Annotated in this window: 19 protein-coding genes, 1 tRNA gene and 3 pseudogenes; 14 read left to right on the forward strand and 9 right to left on the reverse strand. The window is 65.1% G+C overall.

Going from position 1 to position 22,649, the window contains the following annotated elements; translation table 11 throughout:
• The first annotated feature begins 107 nt into the window (after positions 1-107).
• The 8 genes from V8F63_RS13225 (at position 108) to V8F63_RS13260 (ending at position 10,203) form a co-directional block, all read left to right on the forward strand.
• On the forward strand, positions 108-1,769 hold the full coding sequence (locus V8F63_RS13225) for an amino acid permease (protein WP_025977163.1): 1,662 nt from the start codon (positions 108-110) through the stop codon (positions 1,767-1,769).
• Between the two features lie 178 nt (positions 1,770-1,947).
• A tRNA-Leu gene (locus V8F63_RS13230) sits at positions 1,948-2,032 on the forward strand.
• A 721-nt stretch (positions 2,033-2,753) separates the two neighbouring features.
• Positions 2,754-2,918 (forward strand): hypothetical protein, encoded by a 165-nt coding sequence (locus V8F63_RS13235; protein WP_392355098.1) that lies wholly within the window; start codon positions 2,754-2,756, stop codon positions 2,916-2,918.
• Between the two features lie 31 nt (positions 2,919-2,949).
• The gene (locus V8F63_RS13240) at positions 2,950-5,298 is read left to right on the forward strand and encodes a M14 family metallopeptidase (protein WP_392355099.1); all 2,349 of its coding nucleotides are present in this window, start codon (positions 2,950-2,952) and stop codon (positions 5,296-5,298) included.
• A gap of 267 nt (positions 5,299-5,565) precedes the next feature.
• Positions 5,566-5,757: a hypothetical protein gene (locus V8F63_RS13245; protein ID WP_392353584.1), complete on the forward strand. Its 192-nt coding sequence runs from the start codon at positions 5,566-5,568 to the stop codon at positions 5,755-5,757.
• A 32-nt stretch (positions 5,758-5,789) separates the two neighbouring features.
• Complete coding sequence (locus tag V8F63_RS13250) at positions 5,790-8,528, forward strand: TonB-dependent receptor (RefSeq protein ID WP_392355100.1); 2,739 nt, start codon at positions 5,790-5,792, stop codon at positions 8,526-8,528.
• Positions 8,529-8,722: 194 nt separating this feature from the next.
• Positions 8,723-9,469, forward strand: coding sequence for a hypothetical protein (locus V8F63_RS13255; RefSeq protein ID WP_392353586.1), 747 nt, complete (start codon positions 8,723-8,725; stop codon positions 9,467-9,469).
• The gene (locus tag V8F63_RS13260) at positions 9,448-10,203 is read left to right on the forward strand and encodes a peptidase dimerization domain-containing protein (RefSeq protein ID WP_392355101.1); all 756 of its coding nucleotides are present in this window, start codon (positions 9,448-9,450) and stop codon (positions 10,201-10,203) included. The genes V8F63_RS13255 and V8F63_RS13260 overlap by 22 nt, the downstream gene beginning before the upstream one ends.
• A gap of 123 nt (positions 10,204-10,326) precedes the next feature.
• Here V8F63_RS13260 and glnA read toward each other — a convergent pair whose 3' ends face one another.
• Positions 10,327-11,736: a type I glutamate--ammonia ligase gene (gene glnA / locus V8F63_RS13265; RefSeq protein WP_025977167.1), complete on the reverse strand. Its 1,410-nt coding sequence runs from the start codon at positions 11,734-11,736 to the stop codon at positions 10,327-10,329.
• A 57-nt stretch (positions 11,737-11,793) separates the two neighbouring features.
• Positions 11,794-12,132 carry a P-II family nitrogen regulator gene (locus V8F63_RS13270; RefSeq protein ID WP_025977168.1) on the reverse strand — a complete coding sequence of 113 codons (339 nt, stop codon included), beginning with the start codon at positions 12,130-12,132 and terminating at the stop codon, positions 11,794-11,796.
• A 190-nt stretch (positions 12,133-12,322) separates the two neighbouring features.
• Here V8F63_RS13270 and V8F63_RS13275 point away from each other — a divergent pair, with 190 nt between their 5' ends.
• Positions 12,323-13,090 carry an NAD(P)H-hydrate dehydratase gene (locus tag V8F63_RS13275; RefSeq protein WP_392353587.1) on the forward strand — a complete coding sequence of 256 codons (768 nt, stop codon included), beginning with the start codon at positions 12,323-12,325 and terminating at the stop codon, positions 13,088-13,090.
• A gap of 23 nt (positions 13,091-13,113) precedes the next feature.
• Here V8F63_RS13275 and tatC read toward each other — a convergent pair.
• The 3 genes and pseudogenes from tatC to V8F63_RS13290 form a co-directional block, all read right to left on the reverse strand.
• A pseudogene (gene tatC, locus V8F63_RS13280) lies at positions 13,114-13,999 on the reverse strand (twin-arginine translocase subunit TatC).
• Positions 13,996-14,580, reverse strand: a complete 585-nt coding sequence (gene tatB, locus V8F63_RS13285) for a Sec-independent protein translocase protein TatB (RefSeq protein ID WP_392353588.1) — start codon at positions 14,578-14,580, stop codon at positions 13,996-13,998. The pseudogene tatC and the gene tatB overlap by 4 nt, the downstream one beginning before the upstream one ends.
• 23 nt (positions 14,581-14,603) lie before the next feature.
• Entirely contained in the window at positions 14,604-14,819 is a 216-nt protein-coding gene (locus V8F63_RS13290; RefSeq protein WP_003166998.1) for a twin-arginine translocase TatA/TatE family subunit, read from the reverse strand.
• Positions 14,820-14,934: 115 nt separating this feature from the next.
• Between V8F63_RS13290 and rnhA the strand changes: the two are divergent.
• Positions 14,935-15,374 (forward strand): annotated as a pseudogene (gene rnhA / locus V8F63_RS13295) (ribonuclease HI).
• Positions 15,375-15,407: 33 nt separating this feature from the next.
• Here the strand turns inward: rnhA and V8F63_RS13300 are convergent.
• From V8F63_RS13300 to V8F63_RS13310, 3 genes are read right to left on the reverse strand one after another with little or no spacing between them, the layout of a single operon-like run.
• Positions 15,408-15,866 (reverse strand): NfeD family protein, encoded by a 459-nt coding sequence (locus V8F63_RS13300; RefSeq protein WP_025977173.1) that lies wholly within the window; start codon positions 15,864-15,866, stop codon positions 15,408-15,410.
• A 3-nt stretch (positions 15,867-15,869) separates the two neighbouring features.
• Positions 15,870-16,907 (reverse strand): SPFH domain-containing protein, encoded by a 1,038-nt coding sequence (locus V8F63_RS13305; RefSeq protein WP_025977174.1) that lies wholly within the window; start codon positions 16,905-16,907, stop codon positions 15,870-15,872.
• Positions 16,908-16,932: 25 nt separating this feature from the next.
• The gene (locus tag V8F63_RS13310; protein ID WP_392353590.1) at positions 16,933-17,385 is read right to left on the reverse strand and encodes an NUDIX hydrolase; all 453 of its coding nucleotides are present in this window, start codon (positions 17,383-17,385) and stop codon (positions 16,933-16,935) included.
• Between the two features lie 77 nt (positions 17,386-17,462).
• Between V8F63_RS13310 and V8F63_RS13315 the strand changes: the two genes are divergently transcribed.
• The 4 genes and pseudogenes from V8F63_RS13315 to V8F63_RS13330 all read left to right on the forward strand — a co-directional run bounded on the left by V8F63_RS13315 (position 17,463) and on the right by V8F63_RS13330 (position 21,661).
• Positions 17,463-18,866, forward strand: a complete 1,404-nt coding sequence (locus tag V8F63_RS13315) for an FAD-binding oxidoreductase (RefSeq protein ID WP_392353592.1) — start codon at positions 17,463-17,465, stop codon at positions 18,864-18,866.
• 94 nt (positions 18,867-18,960) lie between these two features.
• Positions 18,961-19,734, forward strand: coding sequence for a peroxide stress protein YaaA (gene yaaA / locus V8F63_RS13320; protein ID WP_392353594.1), 774 nt, complete (start codon positions 18,961-18,963; stop codon positions 19,732-19,734).
• Positions 19,735-19,799: 65 nt separating this feature from the next.
• On the forward strand, positions 19,800-20,597 hold the full coding sequence (locus V8F63_RS13325) for a 3-hydroxybutyrate dehydrogenase (protein ID WP_392353596.1): 798 nt from the start codon (positions 19,800-19,802) through the stop codon (positions 20,595-20,597).
• Between the two features lie 40 nt (positions 20,598-20,637).
• A pseudogene (locus V8F63_RS13330) lies at positions 20,638-21,661 on the forward strand (patatin-like phospholipase family protein).
• Here the strand turns inward: V8F63_RS13330 and V8F63_RS13335 are convergent.
• Positions 21,658-22,596 (reverse strand): L-threonylcarbamoyladenylate synthase, encoded by a 939-nt coding sequence (locus tag V8F63_RS13335; RefSeq protein WP_025977180.1) that lies wholly within the window; start codon positions 22,594-22,596, stop codon positions 21,658-21,660. The pseudogene V8F63_RS13330 and the gene V8F63_RS13335 sit on opposite strands and share 4 nt — an antisense overlap.
• Positions 22,597-22,649: the final 53 nt, after the last annotated feature.

A 22,649-nucleotide genomic window follows, 5' to 3' on the forward strand; every position in this document is an offset into this window, starting at 1 on the left:
CGTCATCCCTCGTAAACCGCGTTGCGCGCACGGCCTCAGATGGCTAGCGTCCCCGCCCAAGAAGGCGACCCGGGAGGGGTCGTCGCATATGTTGGGGGCGCAACTGCATGTCTGCAGACGGCGTAAAGCCTGCCGGTAATCGGCTATTCCTTAAAAAATCCATCGCCCAAATTCAGAAGGAAGCCGCCAAAAGCGAGCTGAAGCGGACGCTTGGCCCGCTGAATCTGATGAGTCTGGGCATCGGCGCCATCATCGGCGCGGGCATCTTCGTGCTGACGGGTCAGGTGGCTTCGGCCCACGCCGGTCCGGCCATCATGTTCTCCTTCGTCATCGCCGGCATCGCCTGCGGCCTGGCGGGCCTGTGCTACGCCGAACTGGCGTCGACCATGCCGGTCTCGGGCTCGGCCTACACCTACGCCTACGGCACTCTGGGCGAGATCTTCGCCTGGATCATGGGCTGGCTTCTGGTGCTGGAATACGGCGTCGCGGCCTCGACCGTCGCCGTCGGCTGGTCCGGCTATGTGGTGTCGATCCTGAATGACTTCGGGATCAGCGCCAGTCTGTTCCCGACAATAAGTTACCCAGGCGGCGAAGGACCCCAGTGGGCCACCCCGCTGATCCAGTACGTCGCGTCGGGCGCTGACGCGGGCTTCCCGCTGACGGGCACCTTCAACCTGGTGGCGGCCGTCGGCATCGCCGCCGTCTGCGGCCTGCTGGTGCTGGGCGTGTCGGAATCGGCGAACATCAACAACGCCATCGTGGTCATCAAGATCATCGTCCTGCTGACCTTCATCGCTGTGGGCCTGCAGTACATCAATCCGGCCAACTGGGACCCCTTCATCCCGCCGCAGGGCGACAGCTGGGACCAATTCGGCGTAGGCGGCATCTTCCGCGGCGCCTCGATCATCTTCTTCGCCTATGTCGGTTTTGAAGCGGTTTCGACCGCCGCCGCCGAAGCCAAGAACCCGTCCAAGGACGTGCCGATCGGGATCCTGGGCGCCCTGTTCGTCTGCACTCTGATCTACATGGTCGTGGCCGCCGTCATGACCGGCGTCGTCCCCTACCTGGAGCTGGCTTCGCCGGCCCCGATCGCCGTCGCCATCGACCGCATGGCGCTCACCTGGGCCGACATTCCGCTGGCCGGCGCGCCGAGCGGCAAGCTCAACCTGATCGCCTTCCTGATCAAGATCGGCGCCATCACCGGCCTGTCCTCGGTCATGCTGGTGCTGTGCTACGGCCAGACGCGGATCTTCTACACGATGGCGCGCGACGGCCTGCTGCCCAAGGCGTTCGCCGTGGTGCACCCGAAGTTCCGCACCCCGTGGATCGGCACCATCCTGCTGGGCATCGTCATCGCCATCGCGGCGTCCTTCCTGCCCATCTCGATCCTGGGCGACCTGGTGTCGCTGGGCACGGCGACGGCCTTCGCCATCGTCTGCCTGTCGGTCATCGTCCTGCGCATCAAGCACCCAGACATGGAGCGTCCCTTCCGTGTTCCGGGCGGCATGGTCACGGCGGTGCTGGGCATCCTGGCCTGTCTGACGCTGGCGTCGTTCAACTTCGTGCCGATGGTCCAGCACGCCCTGAACGACAACCCGCTGCCGCTGACCATCCTGGGCGTCTACGCCGTGGTCGGGGCGCTGATCTACGGCCTGTACGGCTTCGCCCACTCGAAGCTGGCCAAGGGCATCGACATCACCGAGGACGTGAAGCTGGAATCGGCGGCTGACGCCTTCGGTCATGGCGTCGACAACAAGAAGGACGACTGATCCTGATCAGTCGTTCCGCACACCGCGTCTGCACGTTGCAGCGGGCCGACGGCCTCAAGCAGCGCGAAGCGCGGTAGGCCCGAAAAGAGAAAGGCCCCGGAGCGATCCGGGGCCTTTTTCATGGCCGGACGGGATTGCCGAAACGGCCGCCCTCGCCTACAGCCTCGGGCGAACCTATGCGGATGTGGCGGAACTGGTAGACGCACCAGATTTAGGTTCTGGCGCCGCGAGGCGTGGAGGTTCGAGTCCTCTCATCCGCACCATTCTCGGCCACGCGCCAACGGCCCCGGCCCCGCCGTTCAGCGCCGACAGCCCCGTTGGCAAAACCCCCGCCTTATTCCTGCGATTTTAGCAGTTGAGACGCTCGCAGGCGGGGCCTGTACCCCCGGCCCCTCCCGCCAGCGACCGGCCCTGGACCAGTCGATACGCGGCGCCTGAGATCATCCCACGATTATCCACTCGCCGCTCGGCTGTGAGGAGATTCTGGCGATGCAGCGCGCGCACCATCCGCAGCGCCCAGATCGGCATCCAGCGTTAGAGCTCGAATGTCGGAACCACCACATCCTGCAGAAGCCAAGCCATAATTTCAAATTTCTGACGGTTTTCCACCCCTCAGGGCGCGCCTTCCTTCGTTTTTGGCAAAAAATTGTTCTCAGAGGGAGAATATGTCTTTTACGGGGCGATTTTTTGTCCGAGCCTTCGACGGCGGCTGGATGATCCTGGGCGCGTATATGGGGGAAATCAATGTTCCGGACGACCTTTGCCAGCCGGCTTTGCGCAGCGCTTCTGACCAGCACTGCGCTTACCGCCGCAGGCCCCGCCTCAGCCGCCTTGGCTCAAGCCGCGACGGCGGCCACGCCGGCTTCGGACATCGTGACGGCGCCTGAGCGCTTTTTCCCCCAGCCTCCCGGCACGGACTACTTCCTCGCCGATTATGATCAGTATGAGCGTTATCTTCAGCGCCTGGCCGGCGAATCTGACCGGATGAAGCTACAGAGCTTCGGAACCTCCGCTGAAGGACGCACCCAGTGGATGGCGATCGTGTCTTCGCCTGAAAACCTGGCCAATCTGGATCGTTATCGCGACATTTCCCGGCCTGGCTCGCGCCGAAGACCTAACCGCAGAACAGGCGGCCGACCTGGCGCGTGAAGGCAAGGCCATTGTCTGGATCGACGCCGGCCTGCACGCCACCGAGACCGTCACCACCCAAGGCCAGATCCAGATCATCCACCGGCTGCTGACCCAGAACGACGCCGAGACCCGGCGCACGCTCGACGACGTCATCATCCTGTTCGGCCACGCCAACCCGGACGGCCTGCAACTGGTGGCCGACTGGTATATGCGCAACGAAGACCCGCTGAAGCGCGAGTTCAACTCCATCCCGCGCCTGTATCAGAAGTATGTGGGCCACGATAACAACCGCGACTCCTACATGTCGCTGATGCCCGAAACCGAAAACATCAACAGGGTCCACTATCGCGAGTGGTTCCCCCAGATCGTCTTCAATCAACACCAGACGGGCCCGCGCGGCATGGTGGTGTTCATTCCGCCCTTCCGTGACCCGTTCAACTACAACTTCGACCCGCTGGTGATGACCACGACCACCGAGGTCGGGACCATCATGCACAGCCGCTTGATCTCTGAAGGCAAGGCCGGATCAGGGATGAACAGCGTCGCCCCCTACTCGACCTGGCACAACGGCATGTATCGGTCGGCCCCCTATTTCCACAACATGGTCGGCATACTCACCGAGATCATCGGCGGGCCGACGCCGGAAGCCATTCCGCTGATCCCCGAGACCCAGCTGGCCCGCAATGACGAGCCTATGCCGATCAGCCCCCGCATGTGGCGCCTGCAGGACAGCATCGACTACCAGTGGTCGATGAACCGGGCTGTCATCGACTACGCCTCGCGCAACCGCGAACGCCTGCTGATGGGCATTTATCAGATGGGCGCCAACAGCATTGAGCGCGGCAGCCAAGACAGTTGGACCATTACGCCCCAGAAAGTCGATGACCTGAAGGCGGCGGCCACCACCACCGATCGCGGCGCCATCGAGGCGGGTTTGTTCGACACGGTGCTGAAGACGGCCGAGAACCGAGATCCGCGCGGCTTCATCATCAACCCTGAAGAACAGCGCGACCTGCCCACCACGGTGGCCTTCCTCAACGCCCTGATGAAGAGCGGCGTCGACGTCGAGGTCGCCAGCGCCCCCTTCACCGTTGGCGCAAAGCGTTATCCGCAGGGCGCCTATGTGGTGAAGACCGCCCAGGCCTTCCGCCCCCACGTGCTGGACATGTTCGAGCCGCAGGACCATCCGCACAACACCGAATATCCGGGCGGCCCGCCCAAGCTGCCCTACGACGTGGCGGGTTACACCCTGGCCTATCAGATGGGGGTGACGTTCGATCGCGTGCTGGACGGCTTTGACGGCCCCTTCAGCCGGGCGGACGACCTGCTGGCCGCGCCGCCGGGCGCCGTCATCGGCTCGGGTCGTGCGGGCTTCGTCATCCCGCATGAGGCCAATAACAGCTTCATCCTGACCAATCGCCTGCTGAAGGCGGGGGCCAGCGTGGAATGGCTGGAGAATGGCGCCAAGGTCGGGCGCACCCAGTTGCAGCCGGGCGCCCTGTGGGTGCAGGCCTCGCCCGAAAGCACTGCAGCCGTGCTAGCGGCGGTCGGCGAGCTGGGCTTCAACGCCTATGCCGTAGACCGCAAGCCGGCGGGCGGCTCAATCGCCCTGAAGCCCGTTCGCGTCGGGCTGGTGGACCGTTATGGCGGGGTCATGAGCGCGGGCTGGACCCGCTGGTTGCTGGAGCAATATGAGTTCCCGTTCGAGGTGGTCTATCCGCAGACCCTCAGCGCCGGAAACCTGAACGAGCGCTTCGACGTCCTGGTGTTCACCGACGGGACCACGCCGGCGCTCGATCACGCGGCCTATCGTCCCCAGCGCAACCAGCCTCTGCCGCAAGCCGAGGACATCCCCGAAGCCTATCGCGCCTGGCTGGGCGAAGTGACTGCTGACGGCGCCGTGCCACAGATTGCCGAGTTCGCTCGCAACGGCGGCTCGGTCATCACGATCGGCGGCGCCAATCGCCTGGCGCACCTTCTGGGCGCGCCCATCGCTCCGGCCCTGGTCAAGGAAGAGAATGGAACGCAGCGGCCCCTGGCCACGACCGAGTTCTTCCTGCCCGGTTCGATCCTGAGCGCCAAGGTGGACAACACCGACCCCCTGGCCTTCGGCATGCCGGCCCAGGCGGATGTCTTCTTCGCCAACGGCCAGACCTATCGCATCGCCGGCGAAGGCGCGAAGTCCGTGGCCTGGTTCGATACCGACGCGCCTTTGCGGAGCGGCTGGGCGCACCATCAGGAGTTGCTGAAAGACACCTCGGCCGTCGTCCAAGTGGATATCGGCAAGGGCAAGCTGTTCGTCTACGGCGTCGAAGTCTTGCAACGCGCCCAACCGGCGGGGACCTTCCGGCTGTTCTTCAACGGCCTGCTCTACGGCCCGGCCGCTGCCGCCGACTAAACCCTGAAGCAAACAAGAGAAGCAGGCGCTTGCGACGCGCTGGCTGCCGCTCGTGCTCGCTCAAGCGCTTCAGGTCGAAACAACACGTCATTCGCTGAGACTTCGAAGGAAGTCAGTAAACTCAGAGGGGTAATCATGAAAAACCAAGGACACACGCAATCCAAGCCCAAGGCCTCCCGCGTGTTGCTAACGAGTGCATGCGCCTATGCGGCCCTGATGGCCGGTGCAGCACACGCCCAGGAAGATCAGTCTGAAACCGCGACCCATGTGAGCGATATCATCGTCACTGGCTCGCGGGTGGCGCGCCCGGACTATGTGGCCAACAGCCCGATCGTCTCCGTCTCGACCGAGGCTATCGAAGACACGGGCCAGGTGTCGGTCGAGCGCGCCCTGACGCAGTTGCCGCATCCACCGGCGCCTTCGGCCAGGCCAGCACGGGCAGCAGCACCACGACCCTGAACGCCGGCCAGGCCAACGCCAGCCTCAGAGGCCTGGGCCCCAAGCGCACGCTGATCCTCCTGGACGGTCGCCGGATGCAGCCGTCGTCTCCGGACGGCTCGATCGACCTGAACACCCTGCCTGACGCCCTGATCGGCAACGTCGAAGTCATCACCGGCGGCGCCTCGACCGCCTATGGTTCGGACGCCACGGCGGGCGTGGTCAACTTCCGGCTGCGCAACATTGAGGGCCTGACGCTCAGCAGCCAGTACGGCGTCAGCGAATACGGCGACGGCGAGCAGTTCCGCGCGACCGTCACCGCCGGTCAACGATTCGCCGAAGGTCGCGGCCGCGCCATGGTCTCGGTCGACTACTCCCAACGCGAGCCTGCGCTTCAGAGCGATCGGCCGTTCAATATCATGCGAACGCCCCAGAACGGCACGGCGACGCTCGATTCCGGGGCCATGCTCTTTCCCGGAAACGCGCCCAGCGCCGCTGTGGTCAACAACCTGTTCCGCAATGTCTATGGCACCAGTCCCATCACCGGTTCAGCGACCTACACGGGCCAACTGGGGTTCAATCTGGACGGCACCCTGTTCAGCCATGTGACGCCAGTCGGCAACTATTTTGTCGAGAACTACCGCGACCCGGAGACGGACACCCAATACATCGCCGGCAGCCGCAAACAGCTCAACTTCGGCTGGCCGAACAGCCAGGTCGTGAACACCAACGACCGCGTCACGGTCTTCTCCAAGCTTGATTACGACGTCACCGACAATACCTCGGTCTTCGCCCAGGCGACCTTCACCAGCTATGACGCGTTGACCTTCTTCAACCCGACCCTGGCGTCGGGCGCGGCCTATGCGCTGAGCGCGCCGGTCACCAACCCCTTCCTGACGCCTGACGCCCGGCTGATCCTGGCGTCACGCCCCAATCCCAACGGCGACTTCACCTTCCAGAAGGCCTTCACCGCCGCCGGCGACCGCCTACAGACCAACACCTATGACGTCTATCAGATCGTCCTGGGCGCAGATGGCGTCCTGCCGTACCGCGACTGGACGTGGGATACCTTCGCAAGCGTGGGGCAAACCAAGACCAACAACATCCAGCACGGCGCGCTCAGCAAATCCGCCGTCGTGAACCTGCTGTACGATCCGTTCGGCGGCGCGGGCGGTTCGCGGATGGAATACGACCCCGTGACAGGCGCTTCCGTGGGCATGGTCGCCTATCCCGTGCTCTGCGAGGGCGGAGCCAACTTCTTCGGCAACCATGCGCTTTCCCAAAGCTGTATGGACTACATGACCCGCCGGACCTCGAACACCAACGAGATGAAACAGCGGGTCGCCGAACTGAACCTGCAGGGCGGATTGTTCAACCTTCCGGCCGGGGAAGTCCGCGTGGCGACGGGTCTCGGCTATCGCTACAACTCCTTCCAGTACAACTCCGATGAACTTTACAATATTCCGGGCGTCGGCAGCGACATCCTGGGCTACAGCGTCCTGCGTCCTTCCGGCGGCAACACCAGTGTCAGCGAGATCTACTTCGAAGCCCTGGTCCCCATTCTGAAGGACATGCCGATGGCTCGCGAGGTCAACATGAACCTCGGCTATCGCTATTCCGACTACAGCAGCGTGGGCGGCGTCAGCGCCTATAAGGTCGATGTCGACTGGAGCGTCATAGACTCCCTACGTCTGCGCGGCGGTTACAATCGCTCTGTGCGCGCGCCCAGCGTCGGCGAGCTCTACGCCCCCGAATCTTCGGGCAGCACGGGCATCGGCAGCCCCAGCGCGGCGACGCCGTTCGGCGGCGATCCCTGCGATGTCCGCTCCGGCTATCGCGGCGGCTTCGGTCAGAGCGGCGCCAACGCCGCCAAGGTCGAGGCTCTGTGCGCGGCCATGGGCGTGCCTGCAGGCGTGCTTCCGACCTATCAGTTCGGCTCGACCCAGGTGTTCGCTCTCACCGGCGGCAACCCCAACCTGCAAGAAGAAACCACTGACACCTACTCGATCGGCGCCGTCATCCAGTCGCCGTTCTCTTCGCCGCTTCTGGAGCGGATCTCGACCTCGATCGACTGGTACGCGATTGAAGTCACCGGCGCGGTCGGCAACCTGCCGATCATCCAGACCATGGAGAACTGCTTCAACCTCAATGGCGCCAACCCCACCTATGACGTGAACAACTACTACTGTCAGGTCATGGGCAAGCGTAACCCGACCACAGGCTTCCTGTTCGAGCCGGGCCAGCCCGCGCTGAACCTTGGCGCCTTCAAGGTCAGCGGCATCGACCTGCAGATCGACTGGTCGTTTGACCTGGCTGACGTCGGCCTGCCCGCCTCGGCCGGCAGCCTGTCTCTGGGCACCGTGGTCAGCTATGTGGACAAGTTCGAGATTCAGAACCTGCCGGGCGGCCCGTCCTACAACTATGCAGGCAGCCGCGGCACCGCTGTGGAAGAAGGCGCCGGCCTGGCCCACCCCGACTGGAAGGCCAATACGACCCTCGCCTACACGCGGGACTGGCTGAACATCAGCCTGCGGTGGCGTCATACCGCCGCAATGATCAGCGCCGAACAGGTGCGCAATGCGGCCAGCACGACCCGAGGCGTCGATTCCTATGACGTCTTCGACTTGAACGGCCGCTTCACCCTGCCGAAAGACCTTAGCGTGCGAGTGGGCGTCTCCAACCTGCTCAACGAAACGCCGCCTCAGGTGGGCAATTTCGCCGGCAGCTATGATGGCCAGAACTACGATACGCTCGGCCGCTACTACTCAATCTCGGTCACCAAGAGCTTCTAAACGGCCGGGGCGGCGGAGAAGGACGGCCTTCAGAGCCATCCTTTTCCGCTCCTCGCCGCAATGAAGATGGGTCCGGTTTCCATTCCTGTTTCGCCCACCCTGGAGACGCCGTTTTCAGTGGTCGGAAACTGATGACCGCGAGCGATCGTCTGTCCCGTTCGCCGTCTCGATCATCACCCTTCAAAAACATGCGCATGAACAGCGGAATTCAGAATATGAAATTCACCAGTCTTACCGCCATCACCGTCGCTCTATCGTGTCTTGCGGGCACATCGGCGTGGGCGGCTGAACTGCCGGCGGCGCAGCAGTCCGCCATCATCGACAGCGTCGAGCGCGGCCGCGAGCACTTGGGAGCCACCGCCCTGGCCATATGGGAGTTCGCCGAGGTCGGCTATCAGGAAACCCAGAGCTCAGCCCTCCTGCAGCAGGATCTGACGGCCGCCGGCTTCACCATCACCGCAGGCATCGCCGGCCAACCCACCGCATTCGTCGCCAGCTTCAAGAACGGCAAGGGCCCGGTGATCGCCCTGCTGGCTGAATTCGACGCCCTGCCCGGCCTGTCTCAGGCGGTATCGCCTGTCGAACAATCTCTGCATGCGATCGCCGGTCACGGTTGCGGCCACAACCTGTTCGGCGCGGCCTCCAGCCATGCCGCCATCGCTGTCCGCCAATGGATGATCGACAACAACATCAAGGGCGAACTGCGCCTCTATGGCACGCCCGCCGAAGAAGGAGGCTCGGCCAAGGCCTTCATGGTCCGTGACGGCCTGTTCAATGACGTGGACGTCGCGCTCCATTGGCACCCGGCAACCGTCAACAGCGCCAGCCAGGGCACGACCAAGGCCAATGTCAGCGGTAAATCCGCTTCTACGGCACGTCGTCGCACGCGTCCGGCGCGCCGGATCGCGGACGTTCGGCCCTGGACGCGGTCGAGGCGATGAACGCCATGGCCAACATGATGCGCGAGCACATTCCTGACGGCACGCGCATCCACTACGTCATCACCGATGGCGGCGAAGCGCCCAACGTCGTGCCCAACTATGCGGAATCCTACTACTACGTCCGTCACGGCGACCCAGAGGTCGTCCTGTCCGTCATCGAACGGCTGAAGAAGGCCGCCGAGGGCGCCGCCCTGGGCACCGAAACCCGATATGAGTTCCAGCAGATCGGCGGCGTCTACAGCATGATGCCCAACGGCGCGCTGATGAGCGTCATGGACCGCAACCTGCACCGCGTCGGCGGCATCACCTGGACGCCCGAGGAAACGGCTTTCGCAACCAACCTCCAGCAGACCCTGGCCAGCCAGCCGCCCCTGTCGAGCGTCGGTGAAATCCAGCCCGCCAAGCTGAGTTTCGATGGCGCAGGCGGGTCGACCGATGTGTCGGACGTCAGTTGGGTCGTTCCCACCGTCGGCCTGGCGACCGCTACATTCGTGCCGGGCTCTGCGGGGCATAGCTGGCAGAACACCGCCGCCGCAGGCTCCAGCATTGGCGTCAAAGGCGCCGTCGTCGCCGCCAAGACCTTGGCCCTGACGGCGGCTGAACTGTTCGTCAGCCCCGAAACGATCGCTGCGGCAACTACCGAGCTCCATGAACGTCGCGGCGCCGACTTCGTCTATCGCCCCCTGGTCGGTGACGGCCCGCCCCAACTGAACTATCGCGGCGACGGCAAATAGCGCCAAGGCCGGGATGGTTGGAACATAGTTGACGTCATAACTGATGCGACTGAGATCTGAGGGCGTGGAAAAGGCGTCGGACCCGGGGTCCGACGCCTTAAGTCCTTTACGTAGGCCCGCTGATCAGCAGCTGTAGTACATGTCGAACTCCACCGGGTGCGGGTGCAGTTGCAGCCGGGCGACTTCTTCCTGCTTCAGGGTGATGTAGCTGTCGATGAAGTCGTCATCCATGACGCCGCCCTTCTTGAGGAAGGCGCGGTCGGCGTCCAGGGCCTCCAGAGCCTCGCGGAGCGAACCGGCGACCTCGGGGATCGAGTGACGCTCTTCGGGCGGCAGATCGTACAGGTTCTTGTCGGCGGCCGCGCCCGGATCGATGCGGTTCTCGATCCCGTCCAGACCCGCCATCAGCAGGGCCACGAACGTCAGATACGGGTTGCCCATCGGATCGGGGAAGCGCGCTTCCAGACGCTTGGCCTTGGCCGAGGTGACGTGCGGGATGCGGATCGAGGCCGAGCGGTTGCTGGCCGAATAGGCCAGCTTCACCGGCGCCTCATAGCCGGGCACCAGACGCTTGTAGGAGTTGGTGGTCGAGTTGGCGAAGGCGTTGATGGCCTTGGCGTGCTTGATGATCCCGCCGATGTACCACAGGCATTCCTGCGACAGGCCGGCGTATTTGTCGCCGGCGAACTGAGGCTTGCCGTCCTTCCAGATCGACATGTGCACGTGCATGCCCGAGCCGTTGTCGCCGAACATCGGCTTGGCCATGAAGGTCGCCGACTTGCCATAGGCGTGGGCCACGTTGTGGATCACGTACTTATACAGCTGCATCCGGTCGGCCATGGTCAGCAGGTCGCTGAACTTCAGGCCCAACTCGTGCTGGGCAGGGGCGACTTCGTGGTGGTGCTTCTCAGGGTCGAGGCCCAGATCCTTCATGACCGCCAGCATCTCGCCGCGCAGATCCTGGCCCGAATCGACCGGGTTGACCGGGAAGTAGCCGCCCTTGGGCCCCGGACGGTGGCCCAGGTTGCCCTCGGCGTATTCGGCGCCGGTGTTGGCGGGCAGCTCGGTGGAGTCGAAGCTGTAGCGGGTGTCGTGCGGCGCCGTGTTCCAGCGCACGTCGTCGAACACGAAGAACTCGGCTTCGGGACCGAAGAAGACGGTATCGCCCACGCCGGACGACTGGACATAGGCCAGGGCCTTCTTGGCCATCGAGCGGCTGTCGCGATTGTAGGGCTCGGCGGTGTCCGGGTTCAGCACGTCGCAGAACATGAACAGGGTGGTCTGCTGGTAGAAGGGGTCGATGAAGGCGCTCGACAGGTCCGGCTTCAACAGCATGTCGGACTCGTTGATGGTCTTCCAGCCGGCGATCGAGGAGCCGTCGAACATGGTGCCGTCTTCGAGGAATTCCTCATCGACCATGCCGATGTCGAAGGTGACGTGATGGACCCGACCGCGCGTGTCGGTGAAACGGAGATCGACGTACTGGACGTCCTTATCCTTGATCTCCTGCAGGATCTTTTCGGCGGCGCTCATGGGGAGGAGGTCCTGTACTGGGAATGAAATCGGCCGCCCCGAGAGGCGGCCGCTGGTCTAGATGGCCTGGGCGCCGGTTTCGCCCGTGCGGATACGGATCACGTCTTCGAGGCTGGTGATGAAGATTTTGCCATCCCCGATCTTGCCGGTGCGGGCCGCGTTTTGAATCGCCTCGACCACAGCCGGAGCCAGGTCATCGGCCACCACCACCTCGATCTTGATCTTGGGCAGGAAGTCGATGACGTACTCGGCGCCGCGATAGAGTTCCGAATGACCCTTCTGGCGGCCATATCCCTTGGCCTCCAGCACAGTCATGCCTTGCACCCCGATATCCTGGAGCGCATCCTTTACTTCATCCAGCTTGAACGGCTTGATGACGGCTTCGATCTTCTTCATGGCAAGTCCCGAGCCGGCTCCTTGTTTGGTCCGACGCTCGGGCGGTAAAGGGACATTGCATCGCACAAATTGGCAAGCGTTTTTCGCGCCCAGAGGCCGTCCGTGAACGGAAATCCACATGAAGTTCGGTAACAGTCCCTCTGAGTGGCGTCATCTGCTGCCTCGACCGGGGCCTGATAGCCATAAACATGTGCGCGGCAGGCTGGGCGTCGTCTCGGGCGGCGCCTTGTCCACCGGGGCCGCGCGCCTGTCCGCCAGAGCCGGCCTTCGGCTGGGGGCGGGTCTGGTCAAGGTCTTCTGCCCGCCGGACGCGGCGCCGGGTCTGGCTTCCGCGCTGGAGGCGGTGATGCTGGCCAGCTTCGCGACGCCCGAGCAGCTTCAGGCCCTGGCCGATCCGATGGACGCCGTCGTGATCGGTCCCGCTGCCGGACTGAACGAAAGCACGGCGTTGAACCTGGCGGCGCTGGCACGTACCGGCGCGGCGCTGGTGGTCGACGCGGACGCCCTGACCCTGTTCCGCGATCGACCTGAGCAGTTGTTCGCCTGGCTGGATCGGGACGATGTCCTGACCCCGCACGAAGGCGAGTTCGAGCGGCTGTTTCCCGGCCTGCTGGCGGCGGAAGGCCGCGAGGGCGCGGCGCAGGAGGCTGCGCGTCTGGCCGGGGCGATCGTGGTGCTGAAGGGCGCGGCGACGGCCATCGCGGCGCCGGACGGCCGCCTGGCGGTCAACGGCGACGGTTCGCCCTGGCTAGCCACGGCGGGCAGCGGCGACGTATTGGCGGGCATGATCGGCGGATTGATCGCCCAACACATGGACAGCTTCGACGCCGCACGGGCGGCGGTGTGGATGCATTCTGAGGCCGCGCGACGCTTTGGGCCGGGGCTGATCTCAGAAGACCTGCCGCAAGGGCTGCCCGCGGTGCTCGCCGATCTGCTGAACGGCTCAGGTCCGGTTTAGGCCGCGCTGTCCCCAGCCTGAGGTCAGACTGTCAGCCCGTCAGTTGCATCCGCCTTCCTGCGGCGCAGCTCGATGATGCGGACGCACCAGATGGACACCTCGTAGAGCAGCACCATCGGCACGGCCAGCATCAGCTGGCTGATCGGATCGGGGGCGTCACCACAGCGGCGACCACGACCACGGCCACGATGGCGTAGCGGCGCCCTTGGCCATCAGTTCGCTGCTGATCAGACCCGCAAGCCCCAGCAGGGTCATGACGACCGGCAACTGGAAGCACAGGCCGAAGGCCAGAATCAGCGCCGTCACCAGGTTCAGATAGTCCGACACCTTGGGCAGCAGTTCGGCGGCCACATTCTCCCCGATGATCTGCTGGCTCAGCGAGAACCACATCACAAAGGGCAGCATGACGTAATAGACCAGCGCAGCGCCCAGCAGGAACAGCACCGGCGCCGCGATCAGGAACGGCAGGAAGGCGCCCTTCTCATTGCGATACAGGCCCGGCGCGACGAAGCGATACAACTGCCAGGCCAGGATCGGGAAGGCGACGATGACCGCGCCCAAGCCCGCCAGTTTCATCTTGGTGAACAGGATTTCGAGCGGCGCCGTATAGATCAACCGCACGCTGTTGTGGTCCACGTCCGGCACGGGGATCAGCCCGGCCGTGCCCAGGATCAGGCTGAACGGCGACACATGGCCGTGTGCGCCCACCGTCTGGTGGAACGCGGCCGAGACCACATAGGGCTTCACCAGAAACAGGTAGAGGGTCTCTGAAAAGGCGAAACAGCCGATGAAGGCGATGATGAAGGCGGCCACGCAGATCATCAGCCGCGACCGCAGCTCGATCAGGTGATCCATCAGGGGCGCGCGCGAAGCCTCGATGTCGGCTTCATCATGGTCGGCGCGGCTCATAGATCGACCTTCTTGGCGCGCTGAGCCCTTGTACGTGCAGCGGCTGGCTTCGGCGAGGACGGCGGGGCGTCAGACTTAGGCGTAGCCTTGCGCGACTTGACCTTGGACGCGGCCGCGCCAGCGGCGGCGTCCGCCTTCTTGGCTCTCGGCTTCGTCGCTGGTTTGGGCGCGGGCTCGGACGCAACGACGGCCGTGGCGCTGTCGGGCCATTCGTCGACGCCCGTGACCTCAATCTGCGCCGGGGCCTGTTCGACAGGCTCGGGGACGGCCGGCGTCTCAAGCGGCGCCTCAAGCTCCTTGCGGATGTCCTTGAAAGCTTCGTCCGCGTCGGCGCCCAGGGCGTACATCCCCTGCCCCGACCGCAGCGCCTCGACCTCCTTGCGCAGGTCGTCCAGTTCCGACTGGCGCGCCATTTCATCAAAGCTGGCGCGGAATTCATTGGCCATGCCGCGCGCCTTGCCGACGAACTGGCCCACCCTGCGCATTAGCATGGGCAGATCCTTGGGCCCCACGACAAGCAGGGCCACTAGACCGATGACAAGGATTTCGAACCCGCCGATGCCGGGGCCAAGACCACCCATGGTTCAGCGTCTTCCGGCGAAATTCAGCGGTTCAGTTCTTCTTTTTCGGCCTCGGTGCGCGGCAGAGCGCCCGGCGCTTCCTTGCCCTTGGCGTCCGTGTCGTCCTTCAAGCCGTCCTTGAAGGCGCGGATGCCCTTGGCCGCGTCGCCCATGATGCCGGACAGCTTGCCGCGGCCGCCGAACAGGACCAGCACGACAACGACGACAATGGCCCAGTGCCAGATGCTCATGGAGCCCATGGCGATACCTCCTCAAGGGGCGGCCGCGCCCACGCGCGCCCCACCGACTGATTGTTGTGCGTCATATAGGCTGAGTGATGGCGATGCGCCAAGGGAGGCTGTAGGCATCGCGACCATGAATCCTAACGATCACGTCATCATCCACACCGACGGCGCTTGCAAGGGCAACCCCGGCCCCGGCGGCTGGGGCGCTATCCTGCAAACCGGCGGCGGTCATGAGAGGGAACTCTGGGGCGGCGAGGCTCTGACCACCAACAACCGCATGGAGTTGATGGCGGCCATCATGGCGCTGGACGCGCTGAAGCGTCCCTGCCGCGTCGATCTGCACACCGACAGCAAATACGTCATGCAAGGCGTGACGGAATGGATCGCGGCTGGAAAGCCCGGGGCTGGAAGACCGCCGACAAGAAGCCGGTCAAGAATGAAGACCTGTGGCGGCGCCTGGACGAGGCCCGCAGCCGCCACGAGGTCAAATGGCATTGGGTCAAGGGCCACGCCGGCCACGCCTTGAACGAGCGGGCCGACGGCCTGGCCAATCGCGGTGTGGCCGATTAAGGGGCCGCTAGCCCCTCCAGTCCTTGGAGCCGCCTAGACCGCCCTGACCTTCAGGCGCGAACCGATGACTGATTCGACGATGACGCTCTCGCCGGCCAGAGGCCCTGCGCCTTCGATCTCGGCCGGCCATTCAGAGCCCGACACGAAGACCCGCCCTCGTCCATCGACGAAGGCTTCCACGACCCGCGCCCGCTCGCCGATCAGGCGCACGTTGGTGTCGTTGATGTCGGGCTGATCCTGGGGATTCACGCGCTTGATCAGGCGACGCGACAGGATCGTGGACGCGACGGTCAAGGCGGCGAACACGCCGATTTCAATCGGCAAGCCAAGTTGCGGCGCCAACGCCGTCAGCAAGGCCGTCAGCCCCGCCGACACCGCCGGCCACAGCAGCCACTCGGTCGAGGCCGCAGCCTCGATCCCCAACAGCACGACGCCAATGGCCAGCCAGAGCCAGAACGGCTGCGAGGCGTGCAGCGAGATGATCCAGTCCATGCCCTACTCCGTCGTCGGCACGGCGCCGCCGGATCGACGCGGCGAAACGGTGCGGCTGGGCGGCGTCGAAGCCGAGGAAGCCGCCGCGGCGCGAGACGGTTCGCGACGGATGTCCGACCGGCTCTGTTGCTGTTCCTTGGCCAAGCCTACCAGTTCGCCCAGCCCGGCGATGGTGCCGACCAGACCGCCCATTTCGGCCGGTACGATGACCGTCTTGGCCGTCGGGTTGCGGGCCAGTTCACCGAACGCCTCGACATATTTCTGGGCCACGAAGTAGTTGATGGCGTTGACGTCGCCGCGCGCGATGGCTTCCGACACCATGGCCGTCGCCTTGGCCTCGGCTTCCGCCTCGCGTTCACGGGCTTCAGCATCGCGGAACGCCGCTTCCTTGCGGCCCTCCGACTGCAGGATGGCGGACTGTTTCGCGCCCTCGGCGCGAGCGATGGCGGCCTGCTTCTCGCCTTCCGCCTCGGTGATGATGGCGCGGCGCTCTCGCTCGGCCTTCATCTGGCGGGCCATGGCGTTGGTGATGTCGACGGGCGGGGTCAGATCCTTGATCTCGATCCGATTGACCTTGACGCCCCACGGCTCGGTCGCCGCATCGATGACGGTCAGCAGGCGCGAGTTGATGTTGTCGCGCTGGAACAGGACTTCATCCAAATCCATGGAGCCGACCACGGTCCGCAGATTGGTCGAGCACAACTGGGTGATGGCGTAAGGCAGATTCTCGACGCGATAGGCGGCGGCCGACGCGTCCATGACCTGAATGAAGACGATAGCGTCGACCTTCACCATGGCGTTGTCCTTGGTGATGACCTCCTGCGTCGGGACGTCCAGCACCTGCTCCATCATGTTCATGCGGCGGCCGATGCGCTCGACGAACGGGGTCAGGATGTGGATGCCCGGCGTCAGGGTCTTTGTGTATTTGCCGAACCGCTCCACCGTGAACTCACGGCCCTGGGGCACGATCTTGATCACGCTGAACAAGAAGATGAGCGCGAAGACCGCGAACATCACAAAGAAAATCAGCGAAAAATTCATTAGGCCCTCCGATGTGGAGACCAGCTTATCCGCCGGACGCCGGCTGCGCCATCGAATCCGGTTCCCTCAACATGACATCACCGTCAGCCATCCGGCGCGCCATGCGGATGATCCGCCGCGTTTCGTCCCAATCCACCTTGGCCAGCGCGGCCTGGAACGGGAAAAAGGCCGCCTCAGCCGCGTCATCGGCCGCCACGGGCTCGCCCGCGACCCAGCGCGCGGCGTAGTCGATCAGGACATAATGACGCCCCGCCTCCGGAAACAGGCCGTCCACCACGTCAACCAGACCGATCAGCTCGGCCTCGACGCCGGTTTCCTCACGCAGTTCCCGCAAGGCGGCGTCGGCCAGGCGCTCGCCCGGCTCCAGCCGCCCGCCCGGCAAGCTCCACTCGCCCACGCGCGGCGGCGTGCCGCGCTGGATCAGCAGGACTTCATCGCCTTTCAGGCACACCACGCCCACAGCCGGCGTCGGAATCATGTTTTGCCCTTGAATTGACCGCCAGAAGGCAAGGTTTTGCGCTTCCACCACGGCGCGCCTTTTGCCACAAGGCCGATATGACCCTCCCGACGCCAGAATCCCTCGCTGAACTCAAGGCCGCCCTGCCCGGCGCCTGGACGCAAGACGCCGCCGAGATGGCGCCGTGGCTGACCGAATGGCGCGGCCGTTGGACCGGTGAGACGCCGCTGCTGCTGCAACCGCGCACGACCGAAGAGGTCGCCCGCGCTGTCGAGATCTGCGCCCGTCACGGCACAGCCATTGTGACGCAGGGCGGCGGCACCGGCCTGGTCGGCGGTCAGATTCCTTATGGCGAAGTGCTGCTCTCCACCCGCAAGCTGCGGACGGTGCGCGACGTGACGCCGCTGGACGACGCCATGACGGTCGAGGCGGGCGTGACCCTTCTGGAGGCGCAGGAACTGGCCAAGGAAAAGGATCGCTTCTTCCCGCTCAGCCTCGCGGCCGAGGGCTCAGCCACCATCGGCGGCGTCATCTCGACCAACGCGGGCGGCACGGCGGTCCTGCGCTACGGCATGATGCGCGATCTGGTGCTGGGCATCGAGGCGGTCATGCCCGACGGTCAGGTCTTCAATGGCCTGAAGCGTCTGCGCAAGGACAACACCGGCTACGACCTGAAGCAGATGTTCATCGGCGCCGAAGGCACCCTGGGCGTCATCACGGCGGCGACGCTGAAGCTGTTCCCCATCATGCGCAGCCGCGCCACGGCTATCGTCGGCCTGGAAAGCCATCACGACGCCGTCGTGCTGCTCGCCCGCGCCAAGGCCGAGACGGGCGGCGGGGTCGAGGCGTTCGAGCTGATGAAACGGCTGGGCATGAGCCTGGTGCTGAAGAACATCCCCGACACGCGCGAACCGCTGGAATCGACGCCGCCCTGGTATGTGCTGATCGAGCTGGCCTCGGGCGAGCCGAACGGCGCAGAGGCGGCGATGGAGCGCCTGCTGACCGCCGCCTTCGAGGAAGGCTTGATCGTCGACGCCGCCATCGCCCAGAATGACGCCCAGAAGGCCGAGTTCTGGCGTCTGCGCGAAGAGCATTCGGCCGCCCTCAAGCCCGAAGGCGGCGGCTGGAAACACGACGTTTCCGTTCCCGTATCGCGAATCGCCGACTTCATCGACGAGGCCACGGCGGCGGTGGAGCGGTTCCATCCGGGTTGCCGCGTGTCGGTCTTCGGCCATGTCGGCGACGGCAATCTTCACTATGACGTGATCCCCGGCGAGGGCGAGGACATCGCCGCCTTCATCGCCCGCTGGATGGAGGGATCGCAAGTCGTGCACGACGTCGTGGCCCGTTACGACGGCTCGATTTCGGCTGAACACGGCCTGGGACGGCTGAAAACCGATGAGGCGCGACGTTACAAATCGCCGCTCGAAATCGCGACCATGCAGGCGATCCGTCAGGCCATCGACCCCCAGCGGATCATGAACCCGGCGGTCCTCTTCTGAGGACTTGCGACCGTATGTGACGTTTCAGGCGGTTCAAAACGTCATGGAAGCGGCCTATGAGGCCCGCTCTTGAGACGCATAGGAGTCGATCGTCTTGCTGATCGTCCTGTCCCCGGCCAAAAAGCTGGACTTCAACCCGCCCGCCATCGACGCCCCTGTGACGCCAAGGCGATGCGCCGATGAGACGGCCGAACTGGCGAAGGTGACGCGTGAACTCAGCCGCGCAGACCTGCGCCGCCTGATGTCGATTTCCGACGCCCTGGCCGAGTTGAACTATCAGCGCTTCCAGGCCTTCGACAACGATACGTCGGAAGGCGCCCTGCAGGCCGTCTTCGCCTTTGCGGGCGATGTCTATGACGGGCTGTCGGCCCGCACCCTGTCGGTCGAGGATCTGAACTGGGCGCAGGATCACCTGCGCATCCTGTCGGGGTTCTACGGCCTGTTGCGCCCGCTGGACGCGATCCAGCCCTATCGGCTGGAGATGGGCGTGCGGCTTAAGACCAAGCGCGGGGCCACCCTGTATGATTTCTGGGGCGAGCGGATTTCTCTGCGCCTGAACGAGGACGCCGGCAAACTGTCCGAGCAGACGCTGGTGAACCTGGCCAGCCACGAATATTTCGGCGCGGTCGACGCCAAGGCGTTGAAGCTGCCGGTCGTGACCCCTCACTTCAAGGAACAGAAGGACGGCCAGGCCCGCATCATCTCCTTCCACGCCAAGAAGGCGCGCGGCGGCATGGCCCGGTTCGCCATCGAGAACCGGCTGGAGAAAGCCGAGGATCTGAAGGCCTTCGACCGCGACGGCTATCGCTTCGACAAGAGCCTTTCGACGGACACGGACTGGATATTCATCAGGGAAGGAAATTCCTGATCGCCAGATTGAACGACTGCCGCTAGGGTGCGTTGCAGCATCATTAGCCACGGGTTCTTTCTGTCATGTTCGCTATGAACGATCTCAAGGGCCGGGTCGCGGTCGTCACCGGCTCGACCTCGGGCATCGGACTGGCGTTTGCGCGGGCGGTCGCCCTGTGCGGCGGCGATGTGATGCTGAACGGCCTGGGCGACGCCGAGGCCATTGAGAAGACCCGCGCCGATCTGGCGGCCGAGACCGGCGTGCGCGTCCTCTACCACCCGGCCGATATGACCCAGCCGGATCAGATCGAGGACATGATCGCCACGGCCCATCGCGAACTGGGCCGCCTCGACATCTTGGTCAACAACGCCGGCATCCAGCACGTCGAGGCCGTCGAGAACTTCCCCGCCGAGGCGTGGGAGAAGATCATCGCCATCAACCTGTCCTCGACCTTCTACGCCACCAAGGCGGCGATCCCGATCATGAAGGCGCAGGGGCGCGGCCGCATCATCAACGTCGCCTCGGCCCACGGCCTGGTCGCCAGCCCGTTCAAGTCCGCCTATGTCGCGGCCAAGCATGGCGTGATCGGCTTCACCAAGACGGTGGCGCTGGAGCTGGCGCAGGAGAACATCACCTGCAACGCCATATGCCCCGGCTTTGTCGAGACCCCCATCGTCACCAAGCAGATTCAGGATCAAGCCCGCACCCGCAACATGAGCGAGGACGAGGTGATGAAAAACGTCATTCTCGGCTCGCAGCCGACCAAGCGCTTCGTCACGACCGGCGAACTGGCGGGCATCTTCCTCTATCTGGCGTCCGACCTCGGCGCCTCGGCCAACGGCGCCCACTTCTCCGTCGACGGCGGCTGGACGGCGCAATAGCCTTCTGAGCGGCCGCTCGGGCCGCAAGACGGAGAGGCTGATGGCGGCGAAACGCAAACCTGTCTGTCTGGCCCTGCAGGGCGGCGGCGCTCACGGCGCCTTTCAATGGGGCGTGCTGGACCGACTGCTTGAGGCCGACGTGCTGGACGTGCGCGCCGTCACCGCCGCCTCTGCCGGTGCGATGAACGCGGCCGCCCTGATCACCGGGCTGGAGCGTGGCGGCGCCGAGGGGGCGCGAGGCGCTCGACACCCTATGGCGCGAGGTGAACCAGTCCGGCGGCCGCAACGTCTTCGGCGACAGCGCCGTCTGGTCCAAGGCCCTGACGCCCGACTGGCTGAAGGGCACGCCGATGTGGCAGGCGGGACAGACGCTGGCCCTGTCGATGAGCCCCTACTCCTTCAACCCCTTCAACCTGAACCCGCTGCGCCGGGTGCTGGAGACGGCGGTGGATTTCGAGGCCCTGCGCGCCTCCTCCATCCAGATGTTCGTGTCGACGACGGCGGTGCGCGCGGGCCGCTCGCGCATCTTCAAGTCCGGTGAAATGGCGCCGGAGGTGCTGCTAGCCTCAGCCTGCCTGCCCCAGTTGTTTCAGGCGGTCGAGATCGAGGGCGAGCCCTATTGGGATGGCGGTTATCTGGCCAATCCGGCGCTGTGGCCCCTGTTCTACACCGACACGCCGGACGATATCCTGCTGCTGCCGCTCAACCCGTTCCAGCGCGACGAGGCCCCGCGCGAGGCGGGCGACATCAACGACCGGCTGAACGAGATCGTCTTCAACGCCCCGCTGGTGGCCGAACTGCGCGCCGTCGCCTTCGTTCAAGACCTGATCGCCGAGGGCAAGCTGAAGCCCGGCGAGGACCGTCGGCGCGGCATCCGCATCCACGTCATCGCAGCGGATGAGTGGCTGGGCGGCGAGTCGCTCCACTCGAAGTTCGATACGGAGTGGAGCTATCTGAACAAGCTGAAGCAGCACGGCCGGACGGCGGCCGAGGCCTGGCTTGAAAACTGTCTGCCCAAGGTCGGCAAGGCGTCCAGCGTGGATGTGAAGGCGCGCTTCCTTTAGCCGACGAAGCCCGCCGCACGACGCAGACGGTCGTTGATCGCCTCGCCCAGCCCCTTGGCCGGAACGGGCGACACAGCGATCCCAGCGGGCCGCGTCCGGTCCGCCTCACGCAACAATCGAAACAAATTGGCCGCCGCCTCGCGCAGGTCCCCGGTCGGGCTGAGGCTCCAGCGCGGATCGCCGACGTTAGGACCGAACCCCAGCAGGATTTCGCCGTCCTTGGCGCCCTCCGCCTCGATCCGCACCGGGGCGTCGGGCGCGTAATGCAGAGCCAGCCGACCGGGCGAGCGATGCCCCTGCCCGCCTTCATCCAGCGGCCCGACCACGGCCTGAAGTTCTTCGCGGGTGACGGAGCCGGGACGCAGCAGGGAAACCTTGCCGTCGAGCACCGAGACGACGGTGCTTTCCACCCCCACGGCGCACGAGCCGCCATCGACCGCCGCGCCCACGGCATGACCCGTCTCCTCCAGAGCATCAGCAAAGGTCGTCGGGCTGGGCCGTCCGGAACGGTTGGCCGAGGGGGCGACGACCGGCCCGCCAAAGGCGCCGATGACCGCCCGGGCCCGCGGATGTGCCGGCACCCGCACGGCCACGCTGTCCAGCCCGGCCCGCGCCAGATCGCACACCCGATCGCGGTCCCGAACCGGCGCGACGATCGTCAGCGGCCCCGGCCAGAAGGCTTCGGCCAGCGCCCGCGCCCTGGCGTCGAACACGGCGATGTCTTCGGCGTCCACGGCGTTGGCGACATGGGCGATCAGAGGATTGAAGCGCGGCCGCCCCTTGGCCTCGAAGATGCGCGCCACCGCCTGAGGGTTGGAGGCGTCGGCCGCCAGGCCATAGACCGTCTCGGTCGGCAGGATGACCAGACGTCCCGTCTTCAGCGCCTCGGCGGCGATTTCTGGGCTGTCGCCCCTGGCGGGTCGGTCGGCGGGCACGGTCGCTCTTTCCTTACGCGGCGTCAGTCGTTCAAACAGAGGCATAGAGTGCG

The sequence above is a fragment of the Brevundimonas sp. LF-1 genome, assembly GCF_037055305.1.
GTDB lineage: Bacteria > Pseudomonadota > Alphaproteobacteria > Caulobacterales > Caulobacteraceae > Brevundimonas > Brevundimonas sanguinis.

Bases quoted from the DNA above. Each gene is read 5' to 3' on its own strand.
- V8F63_RS13225 (WP_025977163.1), top strand. From the start codon at position 108: ATGTCTGCAGACGGCGTAAAGCCTGCCGGTAATCGGCTATTCCTTAAA.
- V8F63_RS13235 (WP_392355098.1), top strand. From the start codon at position 2,754: ATGAAGCTACAGAGCTTCGGAACCTCCGCTGAAGGACGCACCCAGTGG.
- V8F63_RS13255 (WP_392353586.1), top strand. From the start codon at position 8,723: ATGAACAGCGGAATTCAGAATATGAAATTCACCAGTCTTACCGCCATC.
- glnA (WP_025977167.1), bottom strand. From the start codon at position 11,736: ATGAGCGCCGCCGAAAAGATCCTGCAGGAGATCAAGGATAAGGACGTC.
- V8F63_RS13270 (WP_025977168.1), bottom strand. From the start codon at position 12,132: ATGAAGAAGATCGAAGCCGTCATCAAGCCGTTCAAGCTGGATGAAGTA.
- tatB (WP_392353588.1), bottom strand. From the start codon at position 14,580: ATGGGTGGTCTTGGCCCCGGCATCGGCGGGTTCGAAATCCTTGTCATC.
- V8F63_RS13290 (WP_003166998.1), bottom strand. From the start codon at position 14,819: ATGGGCTCCATGAGCATCTGGCACTGGGCCATTGTCGTCGTTGTCGTG.
- V8F63_RS13300 (WP_025977173.1), bottom strand. From the start codon at position 15,866: ATGGACTGGATCATCTCGCTGCACGCCTCGCAGCCGTTCTGGCTCTGG.
- V8F63_RS13305 (WP_025977174.1), bottom strand. From the start codon at position 16,907: ATGAATTTTTCGCTGATTTTCTTTGTGATGTTCGCGGTCTTCGCGCTC.
- V8F63_RS13310 (WP_392353590.1), bottom strand. From the start codon at position 17,385: ATGATTCCGACGCCGGCTGTGGGCGTGGTGTGCCTGAAAGGCGATGAA.
- V8F63_RS13315 (WP_392353592.1), top strand. From the start codon at position 17,463: ATGACCCTCCCGACGCCAGAATCCCTCGCTGAACTCAAGGCCGCCCTG.
- V8F63_RS13325 (WP_392353596.1), top strand. From the start codon at position 19,800: ATGTTCGCTATGAACGATCTCAAGGGCCGGGTCGCGGTCGTCACCGGC.